General features: G+C 58.5%; 14 protein-coding genes and 1 other RNA gene. 9 read left to right on the top strand and 6 right to left on the bottom strand.

Going from position 1 to position 13,484, the window contains the following annotated elements:
- Positions 1–19 precede the first annotated feature (19 nt).
- The 5 genes from MJP36_RS06430 (at position 20) to MJP36_RS06450 (ending at position 4,087) form a co-directional block, all read left to right on the top strand.
- Positions 20–1,441, top strand: coding sequence for a cytochrome ubiquinol oxidase subunit I (locus tag MJP36_RS06430; protein ID WP_090365750.1), 1,422 nt, complete (start codon positions 20–22; stop codon positions 1,439–1,441).
- A gap of 15 nt (positions 1,442–1,456) precedes the next feature.
- Positions 1,457–2,473, top strand: coding sequence for a cytochrome d ubiquinol oxidase subunit II (gene cydB, locus MJP36_RS06435; protein ID WP_244385065.1), 1,017 nt, complete (start codon positions 1,457–1,459; stop codon positions 2,471–2,473).
- Positions 2,460–2,624: a DUF2474 domain-containing protein gene (locus MJP36_RS06440; protein ID WP_244385066.1), complete on the top strand. Its 165-nt coding sequence runs from the start codon at positions 2,460–2,462 to the stop codon at positions 2,622–2,624. Before cydB ends, MJP36_RS06440 begins: the two co-directional genes overlap by 14 nt.
- A 60-nt stretch (positions 2,625–2,684) precedes the next feature.
- Positions 2,685–2,924, top strand: a complete 240-nt coding sequence (locus MJP36_RS06445) for a hypothetical protein (protein ID WP_244385067.1) — start codon at positions 2,685–2,687, stop codon at positions 2,922–2,924.
- A 359-nt stretch (positions 2,925–3,283) separates the two neighbouring features.
- Positions 3,284–4,087: an HNH endonuclease gene (locus tag MJP36_RS06450; RefSeq protein ID WP_244385068.1), complete on the top strand. Its 804-nt coding sequence runs from the start codon at positions 3,284–3,286 to the stop codon at positions 4,085–4,087.
- Between the two features lie 282 nt (positions 4,088–4,369).
- On the opposite strand, the gene ssrA is transcribed toward MJP36_RS06450, so the two are convergent.
- From ssrA to MJP36_RS06470, 4 genes are all read right to left on the bottom strand, one after another.
- Positions 4,370–4,759: a transfer-messenger RNA gene (gene ssrA, locus MJP36_RS06455) on the bottom strand.
- Between the two features lie 102 nt (positions 4,760–4,861).
- On the bottom strand, positions 4,862–5,143 hold the full coding sequence (locus tag MJP36_RS06460; protein WP_060752284.1) for a hypothetical protein: 282 nt from the start codon (positions 5,141–5,143) through the stop codon (positions 4,862–4,864).
- A 136-nt stretch (positions 5,144–5,279) separates the two neighbouring features.
- Positions 5,280–8,090, bottom strand: coding sequence for an FAD-binding and (Fe-S)-binding domain-containing protein (locus tag MJP36_RS06465; RefSeq protein ID WP_244385069.1), 2,811 nt, complete (start codon positions 8,088–8,090; stop codon positions 5,280–5,282).
- Positions 8,091–8,160: 70 nt separating this feature from the next.
- Positions 8,161–9,855 (bottom strand): lactate permease LctP family transporter, encoded by a 1,695-nt coding sequence (locus MJP36_RS06470; protein WP_244385070.1) that lies wholly within the window; start codon positions 9,853–9,855, stop codon positions 8,161–8,163.
- Between the two features lie 263 nt (positions 9,856–10,118).
- Between MJP36_RS06470 and MJP36_RS06475 the strand changes: the two genes are divergently transcribed.
- On the top strand, positions 10,119–10,886 hold the full coding sequence (locus MJP36_RS06475) for a GntR family transcriptional regulator (RefSeq protein ID WP_060752281.1): 768 nt from the start codon (positions 10,119–10,121) through the stop codon (positions 10,884–10,886).
- Between the two features lie 37 nt (positions 10,887–10,923).
- On the opposite strand, the gene smpB is transcribed toward MJP36_RS06475, so the two are convergent.
- Entirely contained in the window at positions 10,924–11,406 is a 483-nt protein-coding gene (gene smpB, locus MJP36_RS06480) for an SsrA-binding protein SmpB (protein ID WP_060752280.1), read from the bottom strand.
- Between the two features lie 167 nt (positions 11,407–11,573).
- On the opposite strand from smpB, the gene MJP36_RS06485 reads away from it, so the two are divergent.
- Both MJP36_RS06485 and MJP36_RS06490 read left to right on the top strand, forming a co-directional pair.
- Positions 11,574–12,008 carry a type II toxin-antitoxin system RatA family toxin gene (locus tag MJP36_RS06485; protein WP_060752279.1) on the top strand — a complete coding sequence of 145 codons (435 nt, stop codon included), beginning with the start codon at positions 11,574–11,576 and terminating at the stop codon, positions 12,006–12,008.
- A complete protein-coding gene (locus MJP36_RS06490; protein ID WP_161548379.1) occupies positions 12,001–12,303 on the top strand; it encodes an RnfH family protein in 303 nt (100 codons plus the stop codon). The genes MJP36_RS06485 and MJP36_RS06490 overlap by 8 nt, the downstream gene beginning before the upstream one ends.
- 64 nt (positions 12,304–12,367) lie before the next feature.
- Here MJP36_RS06490 and MJP36_RS06495 read toward each other — a convergent pair whose 3' ends face one another.
- Positions 12,368–12,895: an outer membrane protein assembly factor BamE gene (locus MJP36_RS06495; RefSeq protein ID WP_060752277.1), complete on the bottom strand. Its 528-nt coding sequence runs from the start codon at positions 12,893–12,895 to the stop codon at positions 12,368–12,370.
- Between the two features lie 99 nt (positions 12,896–12,994).
- Here MJP36_RS06495 and fur point away from each other — a divergent pair, with 99 nt between their 5' ends.
- A complete protein-coding gene (gene fur / locus MJP36_RS06500; protein ID WP_090365772.1) occupies positions 12,995–13,399 on the top strand; it encodes a ferric iron uptake transcriptional regulator in 405 nt (134 codons plus the stop codon).
- The last annotated feature ends 85 nt before the right edge of the window (positions 13,400–13,484 follow it).

Here is a 13,484-nt window from a genome sequence, read left to right on the forward strand (position 1 = left end):
GCTCAATGAGGGTATCGTCATGTTAAATCCTGGGGCGCTCGACCTGGCGCGGATTCAGTTCGCGTTTACGGTCTCGTTTCACATTATTTTTCCCGCCATCACCATCGGCATGGCCAGTTTCCTGGCCGTGCTGGAAGGGCTATGGCTGAAAACCAACAACTCGGTCTACAAGGACCTGTACCACTTCTGGTCGAAAATCTTCGCAGTCAACTTCGGCATGGGCGTGGTCTCGGGCCTGGTCATGGCGTACGAGTTCGGCACCAACTGGAGCCGGTTCTCGGATTTCGCCGGGAGTATCACCGGGCCTTTGCTGACCTATGAAGTGCTGACGGCGTTCTTCCTCGAGGCGGGTTTCCTTGGGGTCATGCTGTTTGGCTGGAACCGGGTAGGGCGTGGGTTGCACTTCTTTTCCACGGTGATGGTTGCCATCGGTACGTTGATCTCGACGTTCTGGATCCTGGCCTCCAATAGCTGGATGCAGACACCGCAAGGTTTTTCCATCGTGGATGGTCGGGTGATGCCGTTGGACTGGTTCGCCATCGTCTTCAACCCGTCGTTCCCGTTCCGTCTGATGCACATGGCGATCGCCGCCTTTGTCGCCACGGCGTTCTTTGTCGGGGCCTCTGCGGCCTGGCATTTGCTGCGCAAGAACGACACGCCGGCAATCCGCACCATGTTGTCGATGGCGATGTGGATGGCGTTGATCGTGGCGCCGATCCAGGCAGTGGTCGGCGACGCCCATGGCCTGAACACCCTGGAGCACCAACCCGCGAAAATTGCCGCAATTGAAGGGCATTGGGAAAACGTCGATAACCAGGCGACGCCACTGGTGTTGTTCGGTATTCCCGACATGGAGGCCGAGAAGACGCGTTATGCGATCGAGGTACCTTACTTGGGCAGCCTCATTCTCACTCACAGCCTGGATAAGCAGATCCCGGCGCTCAAGAGCTTCCCCAAAGAAGACCGGCCGAACTCGACCATCATTTTCTTCAGCTTCCGGATCATGGCCGGGCTGGGGATGTTGATGATCGTCACCGGATTGCTTGGGCTGGCTTTGCGGCGTCATGGCGCGCTGTATCGCAACCGACTGTTTCTGCGCCTGGTGCTGTTCATGGGGCCAACCGGCCTGATCGCGATGCTGGCCGGGTGGATCACCACCGAGGTGGGTCGCCAGCCGTGGGTGGTCTACGGGCTGATGCGCACCGCTGATGCGGCGTCCAATCATACCGTCACGCAACTGAGCATCTCGCTGGCGTTATTCGTGCTGATCTACTTCTCGGTATTCGCCGTGGGCATCGGCTACATGATGAAGCTGGTACGCAAGGGGCCGCAGCCCCATCAAGACCACCCGCCCCACGGCGGCCCCGGCCAGGAGCGCACACCACGCCGTCCCCTGTCCGCTGTCACCGAGACGCTGGCGTCCGGCGACCACACCAACTGATCAAGGGGATTGCACATGGGCATTCAAGGCATAGACCTGTCGTTGATATGGGGCGTGATCATTGCCTTCGGGGTGATGATGTACGTGATCATGGATGGCTTCGACCTGGGGTTGGGCATCCTGTTTCCGTTGATCCCGGACGAGCAGGAGCGCGACGTGATGATGAACACCGTGGCGCCGGTGTGGGACGGTAATGAAACCTGGCTGATCCTTGGCGGGGCGGCGTTGTATGGTGCGTTTCCGCTGGCTTACTCGGTGATCCTGGAAGCGTTGTACTTACCGCTGATCTTCATGCTGGCAGGGCTGATTTTTCGCGGGGTGGCGTTTGAATTCCGCTTCAAGGCCAGCCCGCAGAAGCGGCATATCTGGGACATGGCGTTTATCGGCGGCTCGTTCCTGGCGACCTTTTGCCAAGGCGTGGTGATCGGTTCCTACATCGCCGGCATTGCAGTGGTGAACCGCCAATTTGCCGGTGGCACCTGGGACTGGCTGTCACCCTTCCCATTGTTTTGCGGCGTCGGGCTGGTGGTGGCGTACGCATTGCTGGGTAGCACCTGGCTGCTGGTCAAGACCGAAGGCATGCTGGAATCGCGGATGCGCCTGTTCAGCCACTACCTGGCATTCGCCTTGATGGCAGTGGTGGCCGTGCTATGTGTATGGACACCCTGGCTGCACCCGGAGATTGCCACGCGCTGGTTCACCCATGCACACATCGTGGTGTTCGGGGCGCTGATGCTGCTGGGCGTACTGGCATTGGTCGGGCTATTGAAGACCTTGCGCCAGCATCACTCCCATTGGCCATTCGTATTGACCCTGGTACTGGTTTTCCTGGGCTATATCGGCCTGGCCTTCAGCATCTGGCCAAACATTGTGCCGCCATCCATCAGCTTGTGGGACGCCGCATCACCGCCTTCCAGCCAGCTCTTCATCCTGATCGGCACGCTGTTCATCCTGCCGATCATCCTGGTGTACACCTGCTGGAGTTACTACGTGTTCCGCGGAAAAGTGAGGATCGGCGATGGCTACCATTGAGACGAAAAAACAGAGGCCACGTCAGGCAGGCCCCTGGTACCAGCGCGTGTTTTGGCTGGTCGCTATCTGGTTCCTCAGCGTGATTGCACTCGGCGTCGTCGCCAGTGCGATGCGCTGGATGATGCACATGGCCGGCATGACCAGCCATTGAGGCATATCTAACCCAATCAAGATCCGGCGCCAGAGGTGGCGCCGGCTCAAGGAGGCACTTATGTCGGCACGCATTGATAAATCCCATCCTGTTGAATACAAGACGAAGAGGGGTATCACGGTACAGATCGGCTTCAGCTGGAGCCCGCCGCTGGATGTTCCTGTTGGTGCGACATTGACCCTGGTCGGCCCACGGCCACTCACGGTTTATGTGGAGGGCGATCACTGGGACAGCTATGAGCAGGCGTTCCAGGAGGCGCATGAGGCGGCGGAGCATTGGGTGAACCTTTTGGCGGGGTGAGGTGCATCGAGGAGGTTGGCTTGGTATTTATGCGCGGGTGCGTTTGATGGTGGAGGTTGGGAGGATATGGTGGGTTGAATGGTGGGTACAAAAAAAGACGTCTTGGGGCGTCTTTTTTTGCTGAGCCGGGGGAAGCTGAAAAGCTTTTTCATCTTATTAATTTATATAAAGAATAATAATCTTAAATTGTTGCCGGAATACCAATTGGAATACCGCTCTGCCGGGCGATACTCACCACGATCGGCGGTATGAGTTCACCAGATCGGAGCCGACGTTAAGCAAGGATGTAAATCTTAAATATCTTGTAAGAAACTTCCTCATTTTTGGTAGGCTTTTGCCATCAGCCTAGAGGAAATGGAATGCCCGCAGTCATCGTTGAAAACGACACATCGCAATGGCAAGACGAAACCGGTGCTGTCTATCACTTCCCCAAGCGGTACCAAGCCTGGCTTGCTGAAGGAACCGAAGTGATCTATTACAAAGGACGCATAAAGGACAAAACCTTTGCTTCTGTCCGCCTCAGCGCCGATCCGCATTATTTTGGTATGGCACGCATCGGCAAGGTCTACGCAGACCGGAGGAGTGATAAGGGTGACTTTTTTGCTTTGATCGAAAACTTCACTCCGTTTGAAGTCGCTATCCCCTCAAAAGTTAACGGAGTGTACCTAGAGACGATCCCCGCTACTCGAGTGAACAACTATTGGCGTGACGGGGTTCGGTCCATTTCCCAACTGGATTACGATGCAATCCTAAGTCATGCGAAGCTCCTGTCTTCCCAGGCTGACCAGGTCGCGCCAAATTCCGACGGCGATCCATTGACCTTTGAATCGGCCAATGAAGGCAGCAAATTAAGTTACTTTGGAACCCGTTACGAGCGTCGGAAAGATCTGAGGGTGAAGGCCATTGCTATCCACGGCTTTGACTGCAAGGCATGTGGTTTTGATTTCGAACAGGCGTACGGCGAGCACGCGAAGGGGTTCATTCACGTTCACCATATAGTGCCGATTTCGGACTTTGGTGGTGAGAAAGCCGTGAATCCTGAGACTGACCTCGTTACGTTGTGTGCGAACTGTCACGCGGTGGTCCATCGCAAGCGGCATATGACTCTGAGCGTTGATGAGCTGAAAGGAATGTTGCGCGGGCGATGGGTAATCGAGCCTTAGTTTTCTACTGTGTTCAACCTACGTTTTTTGTGAGGCTGAACCCTGGATAGTGACATCCTACTGGCGGGCCATCAGCCGTTACTGTGCCTGGCAAGTCGGCTTTCAAAGTATTGCGCGGTCTGAATCGCCCCTAGCTTGATGGATAGGCGGAATGACCGCTTGTGGCTGGATACCGTCTGGAAGACCCGAGCGGCGGGAACTCAAAAACCTCAAAAGAAGCCGCGTATTTACCGAATCGCAGGCACAAAAAAAGACGTCCATGGACGTCTTTTTTTGATCATTTGGTGGAGCCGGGGGGATTTGAACCCCCGTCCGCCAGTACTCCGCTGTCGGTACTACATGCGTAGCCGTGTCTATTAAGTTAACCCTCAGCGACCCGACGGGCAGGGTGCTTTGGGCGAGTTGTGTAAGTTTTAGCCGCTTCGTCCACAACGTACTGCACGGCGATTCTGTTCTATATGACAATCATTTTGGGTTTACAGACATCCCCTGATGATTGCTGAGCCCGAAGGCATCAGGAGTGCATGTCAGCTGCAATTAAGCAGCGAGAGCAGCACCGTATTGGTCGTCATTGGCAACTATAAGAAGTTGCAACAGTGGATTTACGAGTTCTGTTACCAACTCGGCATGCACCTAAAGTTTCGCGACCGGCGTCGAATCCTAAACGGCCCCGTGCTTGTAACTCGTTGTTTCATAGTGAGTGACAAGCTTGTGCAGTGTACGCCAAACGGTCACAGAAGGCCAACCCGAAGGTTGGCCTTGAGCGTCGGCGCGCTATTGGTTGCCACCTTTGTCGCTGTTCTGCAGGTCTTGCAGGGCTTTGGAGGTGATCTCGATGCACTTCTTGTCATCACCGGCGGCATGGGCTGCCTTGGCTTGGGAGACGGCGGTGTCGATTTCGCCGCTTTTGCCGGAGGTGTCGGTGGCCAGCAGGGCTTTGCCGTTGTTGATTTTGTCGAGGTTGATTTTGCACAAATCAGGTTCACCGGCCGCGAAAACAGGGGAGGCCAGCATCGCCGCAGTGATGAACAAGCCAGCAAGAGCAGTGCGCTTCATCGGTATTCTCCTTGTACACGTAAGGCTCGATGCTGCTCCAGGGTTGGGGCAGCCAGCGAAGTCGTTGAGGGCCTTCGTCGCGAAGACCTATGCAGATGACTACGCCGGCGCGCCGGGGTTCTGTTTTTTTGCAGGTTTAATCTGCGCGGGCCTGGGTGACGCGGTCCACCAGGTACACCAACCCGTGGTAATCGATGCCGCCATGCTGGCTCAGGCCGATTTCGCAGGTGCGGCTGGTGGAAATCCCTTCGCTGCAGTATTGCACAGCGTCCTTGAGGGTTCGCAGTGAGTGGGCGTTGAGCTCCGGCGTGGTGAAGCCCTTGTCGCCGGCAAAGCCGCAGCAGTGGATGCCTTCCGGGATCACCACGGTCTTGGCGCAGCGTCGCGCCAGATCGATCAGCGCCTGGCTTTCGCCAAGATGCTGGGTGCTGCAGGTGACGTGTACGGCGATGGGCGCTTCCTGGGGGGTGAAGTCGAGGCGGTCCATCAAATGGGTGCGAATGAAGCGCACCGGGTCGTAGAGGTCCAGGCGCGTTTCGCCGAGGTCCTGCATCAGCCGCAGGGTGCAGGGGCTGGTGTCGCAGTAGATCGGGTCGAGGCCGCCACGACTGGCGTGGAGGAGGGCGCCGAGCATTTCCTGGCGCTTGTGTTCGGCCTGTTCGGCGTAGCCTTTGGACGCGAAGGGCTGCCCGCAGCACAGGTTGTCCAGGTGCTCGGGAAGTACGACTTGATAGCCGGCCTTTTCCAGCAGGCCACGGGTCTTGTCGTACAGCGATATCTGCTCTTTATCACCGGCTGCGGGCCCCATGGCACGCGAGACGCAAGCCGCCAGGTAAACCACGCGGGGGCGCTCGTCGGTCACAGGTGGGCTGAAGCGAATGGCTTTCTCCGGCTGCGGCATGGCGTTGGTCCACTGCGGGATCTGGCCTTGGGACAACCGGGTGAGGTTCGCCGAGAGTGTTGCAAGGCGCGGTGCGCCCAGCAGCATGCGCGCACCGTTGGCAACGTGCAGGGTGAAGCGTGCACCTTGCAGGGCGGTGGCGAAATGGCTGGCCAGCCATTCGGCTGTTTTCGTACGGTTGGCGTCGCGAGAACGCAGCTTTTTCACCAGGTCACCGGTATTGATGCCTACAGGGCAGCGTTGGGCGCATAGCCCGGTGGCGGCGCAGGTGTCGATGCCCTGGTAGTGGTACGCCGCTTCCAGCTCGGTGGTGTCGACGCCGGCGCGCCGTCTGGCCTGGATGTCGCGCCAGATCACGATGCGCTGGCGCGGGCTCAGGGTCAGCCCCTTCGACGGGCACACCGGCTCGCAGAAACCGCACTCGATGCACTTATCCACCAGCTCATCGGCGGCGGGCAAGGGCTTGAGGTGTTTGAGGTGGATTTGCGGATCTTCGCTGAGCACCACGTCCGGATTGAGAATGCCGTTGGGGTCGAGCAGGCGTTTAAGCTGCCACATCAATTGATAGGCGTCGCTGCCCCATTCCAGTTCGACGAAGGGCGCCATATTACGGCCGGTGCCGTGTTCGGCTTTCAGCGAGCCACCGAATTCCACGGCCACCAGCTGCGCGACGTCGTCCATGAACGCTTGGTAGCGTGCGACTTCTTCGCTGCTGTTGAAGCCTTGCGTGAACACGAAGTGCAGATTGCCTTCCAGGGCGTGTCCGAAAAGGATCGCTTCGTCGTAGTGATGCTTGTCGAACAGTTCGATCAAGCGATTGACGCCGATGGCCAGTTGTTCGACCGGGAAGGTCACGTCTTCGATGATCACCGTGGTGCCGGTTTTGCGCACGGCGCCGACGGCGGGGAAGGTGTCTTTGCGGATGGCCCATAACCGGGCGTTCTCTACTGGGTCTTCGGTGAAGTCGACCTGTTTTTCCACAGGGAAAGGCGCCAGGGAGGCCATGATCAGGCTGATCTGTTCCTGCAGCAGCGATGGCGATGCCGCACGGGATTCGATCAGCAGCGCGCAGGCGCTTTCCGATAGGTGTTGTACGAAAGCCGGCATACCCGGTTTGTTCTGTACCGAGCGCAGGCTGCGCCGGTCGAGCAATTCGACCGCCGAGACCGGTTGGGTTTTCAAGACGGTCACTGCGTTGCAGCAGGTTTCAACGTCCGGGAAGACAATCAGCGCCGATGCCTTGTTCGGGTGATCAATCACCGTGTCGTAGGTGACCGCGCTGATAAAGCCCAGTGTGCCCTCGGAGCCCACCAGCAGGTGGCTGAGGATATCCAGGGGTTCATCAAAGTCGACCAAGGCATTGAGTGACAAGCCGGTGGTGTTTTTCAGACGGTATTTGTGGCGGATCTTGGCTGCCAGTTCGGCGTTGGCTCGCGTCTCGCGGCCCAATGTCGCCAAGCGCTCGAGCAGTGCGCCATGTTGCTGCTCAAAGGCTGCGATGCTGGCTGGATCTTCGGTGTCCAGGCGGCTGCCGTCAGCCAGTACCAGGCGGATGCCCGCCAAGGTGTGATAGGTGTTTTGTGCCGTACCGCAGCACATGCCGCTGGCGTTGTTGGCAACGATACCGCCGATTTTACAGGCGTTGATCGACGCAGGATCAGGGCCGATCTTGCGCCCGAACGGCGCCAGCCAGGCGTTGGCCTGAGCGCCGATCACGCCGGGTTGCAGACGGATCTGCGTGCCTTGCCCACGAATCTCGCGGCCATTCCAGTTGTCGCCCAGCACGATCAGCACCGAGTCAGAGATGGCTTGGCCGGACAAACTGGTGCCTGCCGCGCGAAAGGTCACGGGGACGTGATCGCGTTGGGCCAGTTGCAGCATCGCCACTACTTCGTCTTCCGACTCTACGCGGATCACCAACTGTGGGATCAGTCGGTAAAAGCTGGCGTCGGTGCCGAAGGCCAGGGTGGAAAGCGGGTCGTCGAAGCGTCGATCTTTCGAAATCAGCTGTGCGACGTCACGCAGAAAAGCAGCAGGCAGGCTCATCGGTCCTCCAGGAATAGTTGACGCCGCACCTTGGTCCGGCGTCGATGCTTACCCTATTACGTGCAGGTCTTTAGTGCACCAGCATACCGGTGAACCAGTAGGCCTGTGCCAGGGTGATCAGCCCCACGATCGTGGCGAAAAACAGGCTGTGCTTGAGGGTGAAGCGGAACAGGTCGGATTCCTTGCCCACCAGGCCCGTTGCCGCGCAGGCCACGGCGATCGATTGCGGCGAAATCATCTTGCCGGTCACGCCGCCGCTGGTATTGGCGGCCACCAGCAGGGTGTCGTTGACGCCGATCTGATGCGCGGTGGTGGCTTGCAGCGAGCTGAACAGGGCGTTGGACGAGGTGTCGGAGCCTGTCAGGAAAACCCCCAGCCAGCCGAGGAACGGCGAGAAAAACGGGAAAGCGGCGCCGGTGGCCGCCAATACCAGGGCGATGGTCGACGACATGCCGGAGTAGTTGGTGACGAAGGCGAACGCCAGCACCATGCCGATGGACAGGATCGGCCAGCGCAGCTCGTAAAAGGTTTCTTTTAAAGTGGTCAGACCAGTTTTGATATCAATTTTCAACACCAGCATTGAGATCAGTGCGGAGAAGAAAATCGCGGTGCCGGTAGCCGAAATCGGGTCCAGTTTGAAGACGGCGGGAATGGCGGTCGGGTTGGTGACGATCGGCGCGACCTTGATCACCATTTGATCCAGGTGGGGAATAGCGAAGTTGAACACCCAGCTGTACATCGAGCCGCCTGCGGCGAACATTGCCTTGAAGGGCTTGAGGGTCCAGATGGTGACCAGTACGGTCAGGATCAGGAACGGCGACCAGGCTTTGAAAATCTGCCCCAGGCTATAAGGCGAGGCCACTGTGCTGCGCGGCTGGCCGAAGCCCCCGGCGCTGGCGGTGATCGTCGCGCTGGGGGTGACACCGGCGATCTGTGCGCCGGCAGTGCGCTTGGGCTGCCAGACTTTCAGGAACAGGGTCAGCGCGATCAGGCTGGCCAGGGCCGAGGTGATGTCCGGCAGTTCAGGGCCAATGAAGTTGGAGGTGAAGTACTGCGTGACCGCAAAGCTTGCGCCCGCCACCAACGCTGCCGGCCAGGTTTCGCGAACGCCGCGCAGGCCGTCCATCATGAACACCAGCCAGAACGGAACGAACAGCGACAGCAGTGGCAGTTGGCGGCCCGTCATGGCGCCGATCTTGAACGCATCGATACCGGTCACTTGGCCGGCGACAATGATCGGAATGCCCAGCGCACCGAAGGCGACCGGCGCGGTGTTGGCAATCAGGCACAGGCCGGCAGCGTACAGCGGGTTGAAGCCCAGGCCCACCAGCAGGGCGGCGGTGATCGCCACCGGCGCACCGAAACCGGCGGCGCCTTCCAGGAAGGCGCCGAAGCAGAAACCAATCAGCAATACCTGCAGGCGTTGATCGTCGGTAATCGACAGCACCGAGCTGCGGATGATCTCGAACTGGCCGCTTTTGACCGTCAGTTTGTAGAGGAAGACCGCGGCGACGATGATCCACGCGATTGGCCACAGCCCATAGGCGAAACCGTAGCCTGCGGCGGCGAGCGCCATGTCTACCGGCATCTGGAAGGCGAAGATTGCCACCAGTATCGACAGCGCCAGGGTGATGCTCCCGGCGACGTGGCCTTTGAGGCGAAACACGGCCAGGGCCAGGAAGAAGAATACGATCGGGATAACGGCGGCCAATGCGGACAGGCCGAGGCTGCCGAGAGGGCTGTAGAGCTGTTGCCAGGTTTGCATATGGGGTGGCCCCTAATTGTTGTTGGTCAGGCGCGATTCAGTCATCTTGGATAATTGGTAAGACCAATTTACAAGCGCTGTCGGCTAGAGTAAAAGCCTTGGCGTGGGTGTGTCAATTTGCCGCTTGGCAAACTTTGGTCGTAGCGTCGTCGGCGAGGGGTTTCTGGTTGGGTCAATCGAGGGAGTTCTGATAGGTGCTGCAAGCGCGGCGATAGGCGAGAATAGAGGCCCCGGCGAATGGTCGGGGTTGTGGGGAGTGAGTTATGGGGTTTGATCAGGTGCGGCAGCGCCGTTTGTCTGACGATATTGTCGAGCAGCTTGAGGGCATGATCCTCGAGGGCACGTTGAAGTCAGGCGAACGCTTGCCGGCAGAGCGTGCTCTGGCGGAACGGTTCGGCGTGTCGCGTCCGTCGTTGCGTGAGGCGATCCAGAAGCTGGCGGCCAAAGGGTTGTTGGTCAGTCGCCAGGGCGGGGGTAACTATGTGGCGGAGTCGCTGGGGTCGACCTTCAGTGATCCGTTGCTGCATCTGTTGGAAAACAACCCAGAGGCGCAGCGTGACCTGTTGGAGTTTCGCCAGACGCTTGAGGCGTCCTGTGCCTATTACGCGGCGCTGCGTGCCACCGAGGTCGACCGTGAGCGGCTGACCGCAGCGTTTGACGCGTTGCAGGATTGCTACACGCGGGCCGACGAGGTGAGCCGCCTGGAAGAGGGGGCGGCCGATGCGCGGTTTCATTTGGCGATTGCCGAGGCTAGCCATAACGCGGTGTTGTTGCACACCATTCGGGGGCTGTTCGATCTGCTCAAGCGCAACGTGGTGACCAATATCGGTGGCATGTACCAGCAACGTACCGAGACGCGCGACATGCTCATCAGTCAGCATCGGGACTTGTATCTGGCAATTATCGAGGGGCGGGCCGAGCAGGCACGGGAAGTCTCAACACGTCACCTGCTGTATGTGCAGGAAGTGTTGGAGGAAGTACGTCAGGAGGTTCAGCGCGTGGCGCGGGCGGAGCGGCGTAAAGGCATGTAGCCGGGGTGAGCCACCCCAGGCTACAGCCTCGCAAGGGCTACTCTTCCTTGCCCTTGTTGCGCACGGCGCGATGCAGCTCACGGTTGGAGTCGCGTTCGCGCTCGGTATCGCGCTTGTCGTATTCCTTCTTGCCCTTGCCCAGTGCGATCTCGCACTTGACCAGGTGCTTGCTCCAGTACCAGGACAAGCAGACGCAGGCATAGCCCTTCTGCTGTACGGCTGCCGCGAGTTTATCGATCTCGCGGGCATTGAGCAGCAGTTTGCGCGTGCGTACCGGGTCGGCAATCACGTGGGTGCTCGCGGTGGTCAGCGGGGTGATATGACTGCCAAGCAGCCATGCCTCGCCATCCTTGAGCAATACGTAGCTGTCGACCAGTTGCAGTTTGCTGGCGCGCAGACTTTTTACTTCCCAGCCGGCCAGGACCAGACCAGCCTCGAACCGATGTTCGATGAAGTAATCGTGTCGCGCCTTTTTATTTTGCGCGATGGTCCCTGTGGGGTGTTTCTTTTGTTTAGCCATAGGGGCGGCATTATAGGGAGTTGCGAGCGTGTCGGCTACGGTCAACCTGCGTGCTTGAGCGTGTTCGACGAATCCCGGACAATGCAGACAGTTCTTTGATCTTTTTCGCTCGCGGATCCGGCTGTTCTTTTCGCGATGTTTGCCTCAGCAGTGGAAATCACGCTCACATGACGACGCATATTCAACGTTCGGCCCTGCTGCCCTATCCGGCGCAGGCGCTCTATGACCTGGTCAACGACGTGGCGCGTTACCCGGAGTTCCTGCCGTGGTGTTCTACTGCGCAAGTGCTGGAAAGCACTGATGAGCATATGGTTGCCAGTGTCGGGGTGGCCAAGGGTGGTCTCAGCCAGCACTTTGTTACGCGTAATGTGCTGGTGCCTGGGCAATCCATTGAAATGAACCTGCAGGAAGGCCCCTTCACTCAATTGCACGGGGTGTGGGTCTTCAAGGCGCTGACCGACAAAGCCTGCAAGATCAGCCTGGACCTGTCCTTTGACTACGCGGGCCCGGTTGTGCGGGCGACATTGGGCCCTCTGTTCAATCAGGCCGCCAATACGCTGGTGGACGCATTTTGCCAGCGAGCCAAACAACTGCATGGTTGAGATTGAAGTGGTGTATGCCGCCGAGGACCGCCAGGTGTTGTTGGCGGTAACGGTACCGGTGGGCACGAGTTTAAGGGGCGCGGTGCGGGCGTCGGGGATTGCGGCGCAATTTCCCGGGGTGGAGCTGGCTGAGTATCCCTTGGGTATTTTCGGCAAGGTGGTCGAAAAGCCGGATGAGCGTACCGTCAACGCGGGTGATCGTATCGAGATCTACCGGCCGTTGCTGGCAGACCCTAAAGAGGTGCGTAGGCTGCGTGCGGCCAAGGCTGCGATGACCAGGCAGCAAGGCACATAGGTTCGCCAGATGACACGCAACAAAAAGCCCGGCATGCCGGGCTTTTTTGTTGCTTGCCGCACAGTTACTGCGGGCTGGCGTCCAGAGGTTCTGGTGTCGGGACCGGGACGGTCTTCACGCCGTCGACGTCCTTCTGGATCTGGTCCAGCAAGGAGCCGGGCTTGGCAGGCTCTTCGGACTTCGGCTTCTCGGCGTCCTGTGCAGGCGCGCTCACGTTCGTGCCGTTATCCTTGCCGAGCAGGGCGTCATCGCGGCTTACACCGGGCTTGAAGTCACCTGACAGGCTGACAAGCTGATCGTTGCCATTAAAAATAACGCTGACGCGCTCCTGCTGGCGTTCACCGCCACCAGGCTGGATGCTGTAGAGATAATCCCAGCGATCGGCATGGAAAGTGTCGGTCAGCAGGGGGTTGCCCATGATAAACCGTACTTGCCGTCGGGTCATTCCCGGGCGTAACTGGTCTATCATGTCCTGCGTGACGACATTGCCCTGTTGGATGTCGATTTTGTAAACCCCGGGGAATGAACAACCGGCGAGTGCGAGCAGTCCCACAAAGGTGAAACTGGTTAGCAAGAGCTTGGTGTTTTGCATCGGTGGGCGACTTCCACTATCTTGGCTGGGACAACGTTAAACGCCGATCATACCCGTATTAAGAGAAGCTGCGAAGCAGCATCCGCGAGAAAGCTAACCATGGTTGAAAATAGCGAACTACGCAAAGTCGGTCTCAAAGTGACTCTGCCACGAGTCAAAATTCTACAAATGCTCGATTCTGCTGAGCAGCGCCACATGAGTGCCGAGGATGTCTACAAGGCGCTGATGGAGTCTAACGAGGACGTTGGCCTGGCCACGGTTTATCGTGTGCTGACCCAGTTTGAAGCCGCAGGGCTGGTGGTTCGCCATAATTTCGACGGCGGTCATGCGGTGTTTGAATTGGCTGACGGTGGTCATCATGACCACATGGTTGACTTGGATACCAATGAGGTTATCGAGTTCACCAGCCCCGAGATCGAAGCTCTGCAACATAAGATTGCCGAGGACCATGGATTCGAATTGGTCGACCACAATCTGGTTCTGTACATCCGTAAGAAAAAGTAAAATGACGCGGATTCACTCCGCGCAACGATCGAAGGCGACCTCAGGGTCGCCTTCGTGTTTTCTACCTCTATATAAAGAAAGGCTT

Origin of the sequence: Pseudomonas palleroniana, from assembly GCF_022836895.1 — a bacterium.
GTDB lineage: Bacteria > Pseudomonadota > Gammaproteobacteria > Pseudomonadales > Pseudomonadaceae > Aquipseudomonas > Aquipseudomonas palleroniana.

What these genes read in the sequence shown, in the direction of transcription:
- MJP36_RS06485 (WP_060752279.1), top strand. Translation starts at nt 11,574, where the DNA reads ATGACGACGCATATTCAACGTTCGGCCCTGCTGCCCTATCCGGCGCAG.
- MJP36_RS06445 (WP_244385067.1), top strand. Translation starts at nt 2,685, where the DNA reads ATGTCGGCACGCATTGATAAATCCCATCCTGTTGAATACAAGACGAAG.
- MJP36_RS06475 (WP_060752281.1), top strand. Translation starts at nt 10,119, where the DNA reads ATGGGGTTTGATCAGGTGCGGCAGCGCCGTTTGTCTGACGATATTGTC.
- cydB (WP_244385065.1), top strand. Translation starts at nt 1,457, where the DNA reads ATGGGCATTCAAGGCATAGACCTGTCGTTGATATGGGGCGTGATCATT.
- MJP36_RS06460 (WP_060752284.1), bottom strand. Translation starts at nt 5,143, where the DNA reads ATGAAGCGCACTGCTCTTGCTGGCTTGTTCATCACTGCGGCGATGCTG.
- smpB (WP_060752280.1), bottom strand. Translation starts at nt 11,406, where the DNA reads ATGGCTAAACAAAAGAAACACCCCACAGGGACCATCGCGCAAAATAAA.
- MJP36_RS06450 (WP_244385068.1), top strand. Translation starts at nt 3,284, where the DNA reads ATGCCCGCAGTCATCGTTGAAAACGACACATCGCAATGGCAAGACGAA.
- MJP36_RS06440 (WP_244385066.1), top strand. Translation starts at nt 2,460, where the DNA reads ATGGCTACCATTGAGACGAAAAAACAGAGGCCACGTCAGGCAGGCCCC.
- MJP36_RS06495 (WP_060752277.1), bottom strand. Translation starts at nt 12,895, where the DNA reads ATGCAAAACACCAAGCTCTTGCTAACCAGTTTCACCTTTGTGGGACTG.
- fur (WP_090365772.1), top strand. Translation starts at nt 12,995, where the DNA reads ATGGTTGAAAATAGCGAACTACGCAAAGTCGGTCTCAAAGTGACTCTG.
- MJP36_RS06490 (WP_161548379.1), top strand. Translation starts at nt 12,001, where the DNA reads ATGGTTGAGATTGAAGTGGTGTATGCCGCCGAGGACCGCCAGGTGTTG.
- MJP36_RS06470 (WP_244385070.1), bottom strand. Translation starts at nt 9,855, where the DNA reads ATGCAAACCTGGCAACAGCTCTACAGCCCTCTCGGCAGCCTCGGCCTG.
- MJP36_RS06430 (WP_090365750.1), top strand. Translation starts at nt 20, where the DNA reads ATGTTAAATCCTGGGGCGCTCGACCTGGCGCGGATTCAGTTCGCGTTT.
- MJP36_RS06465 (WP_244385069.1), bottom strand. Translation starts at nt 8,090, where the DNA reads ATGAGCCTGCCTGCTGCTTTTCTGCGTGACGTCGCACAGCTGATTTCG.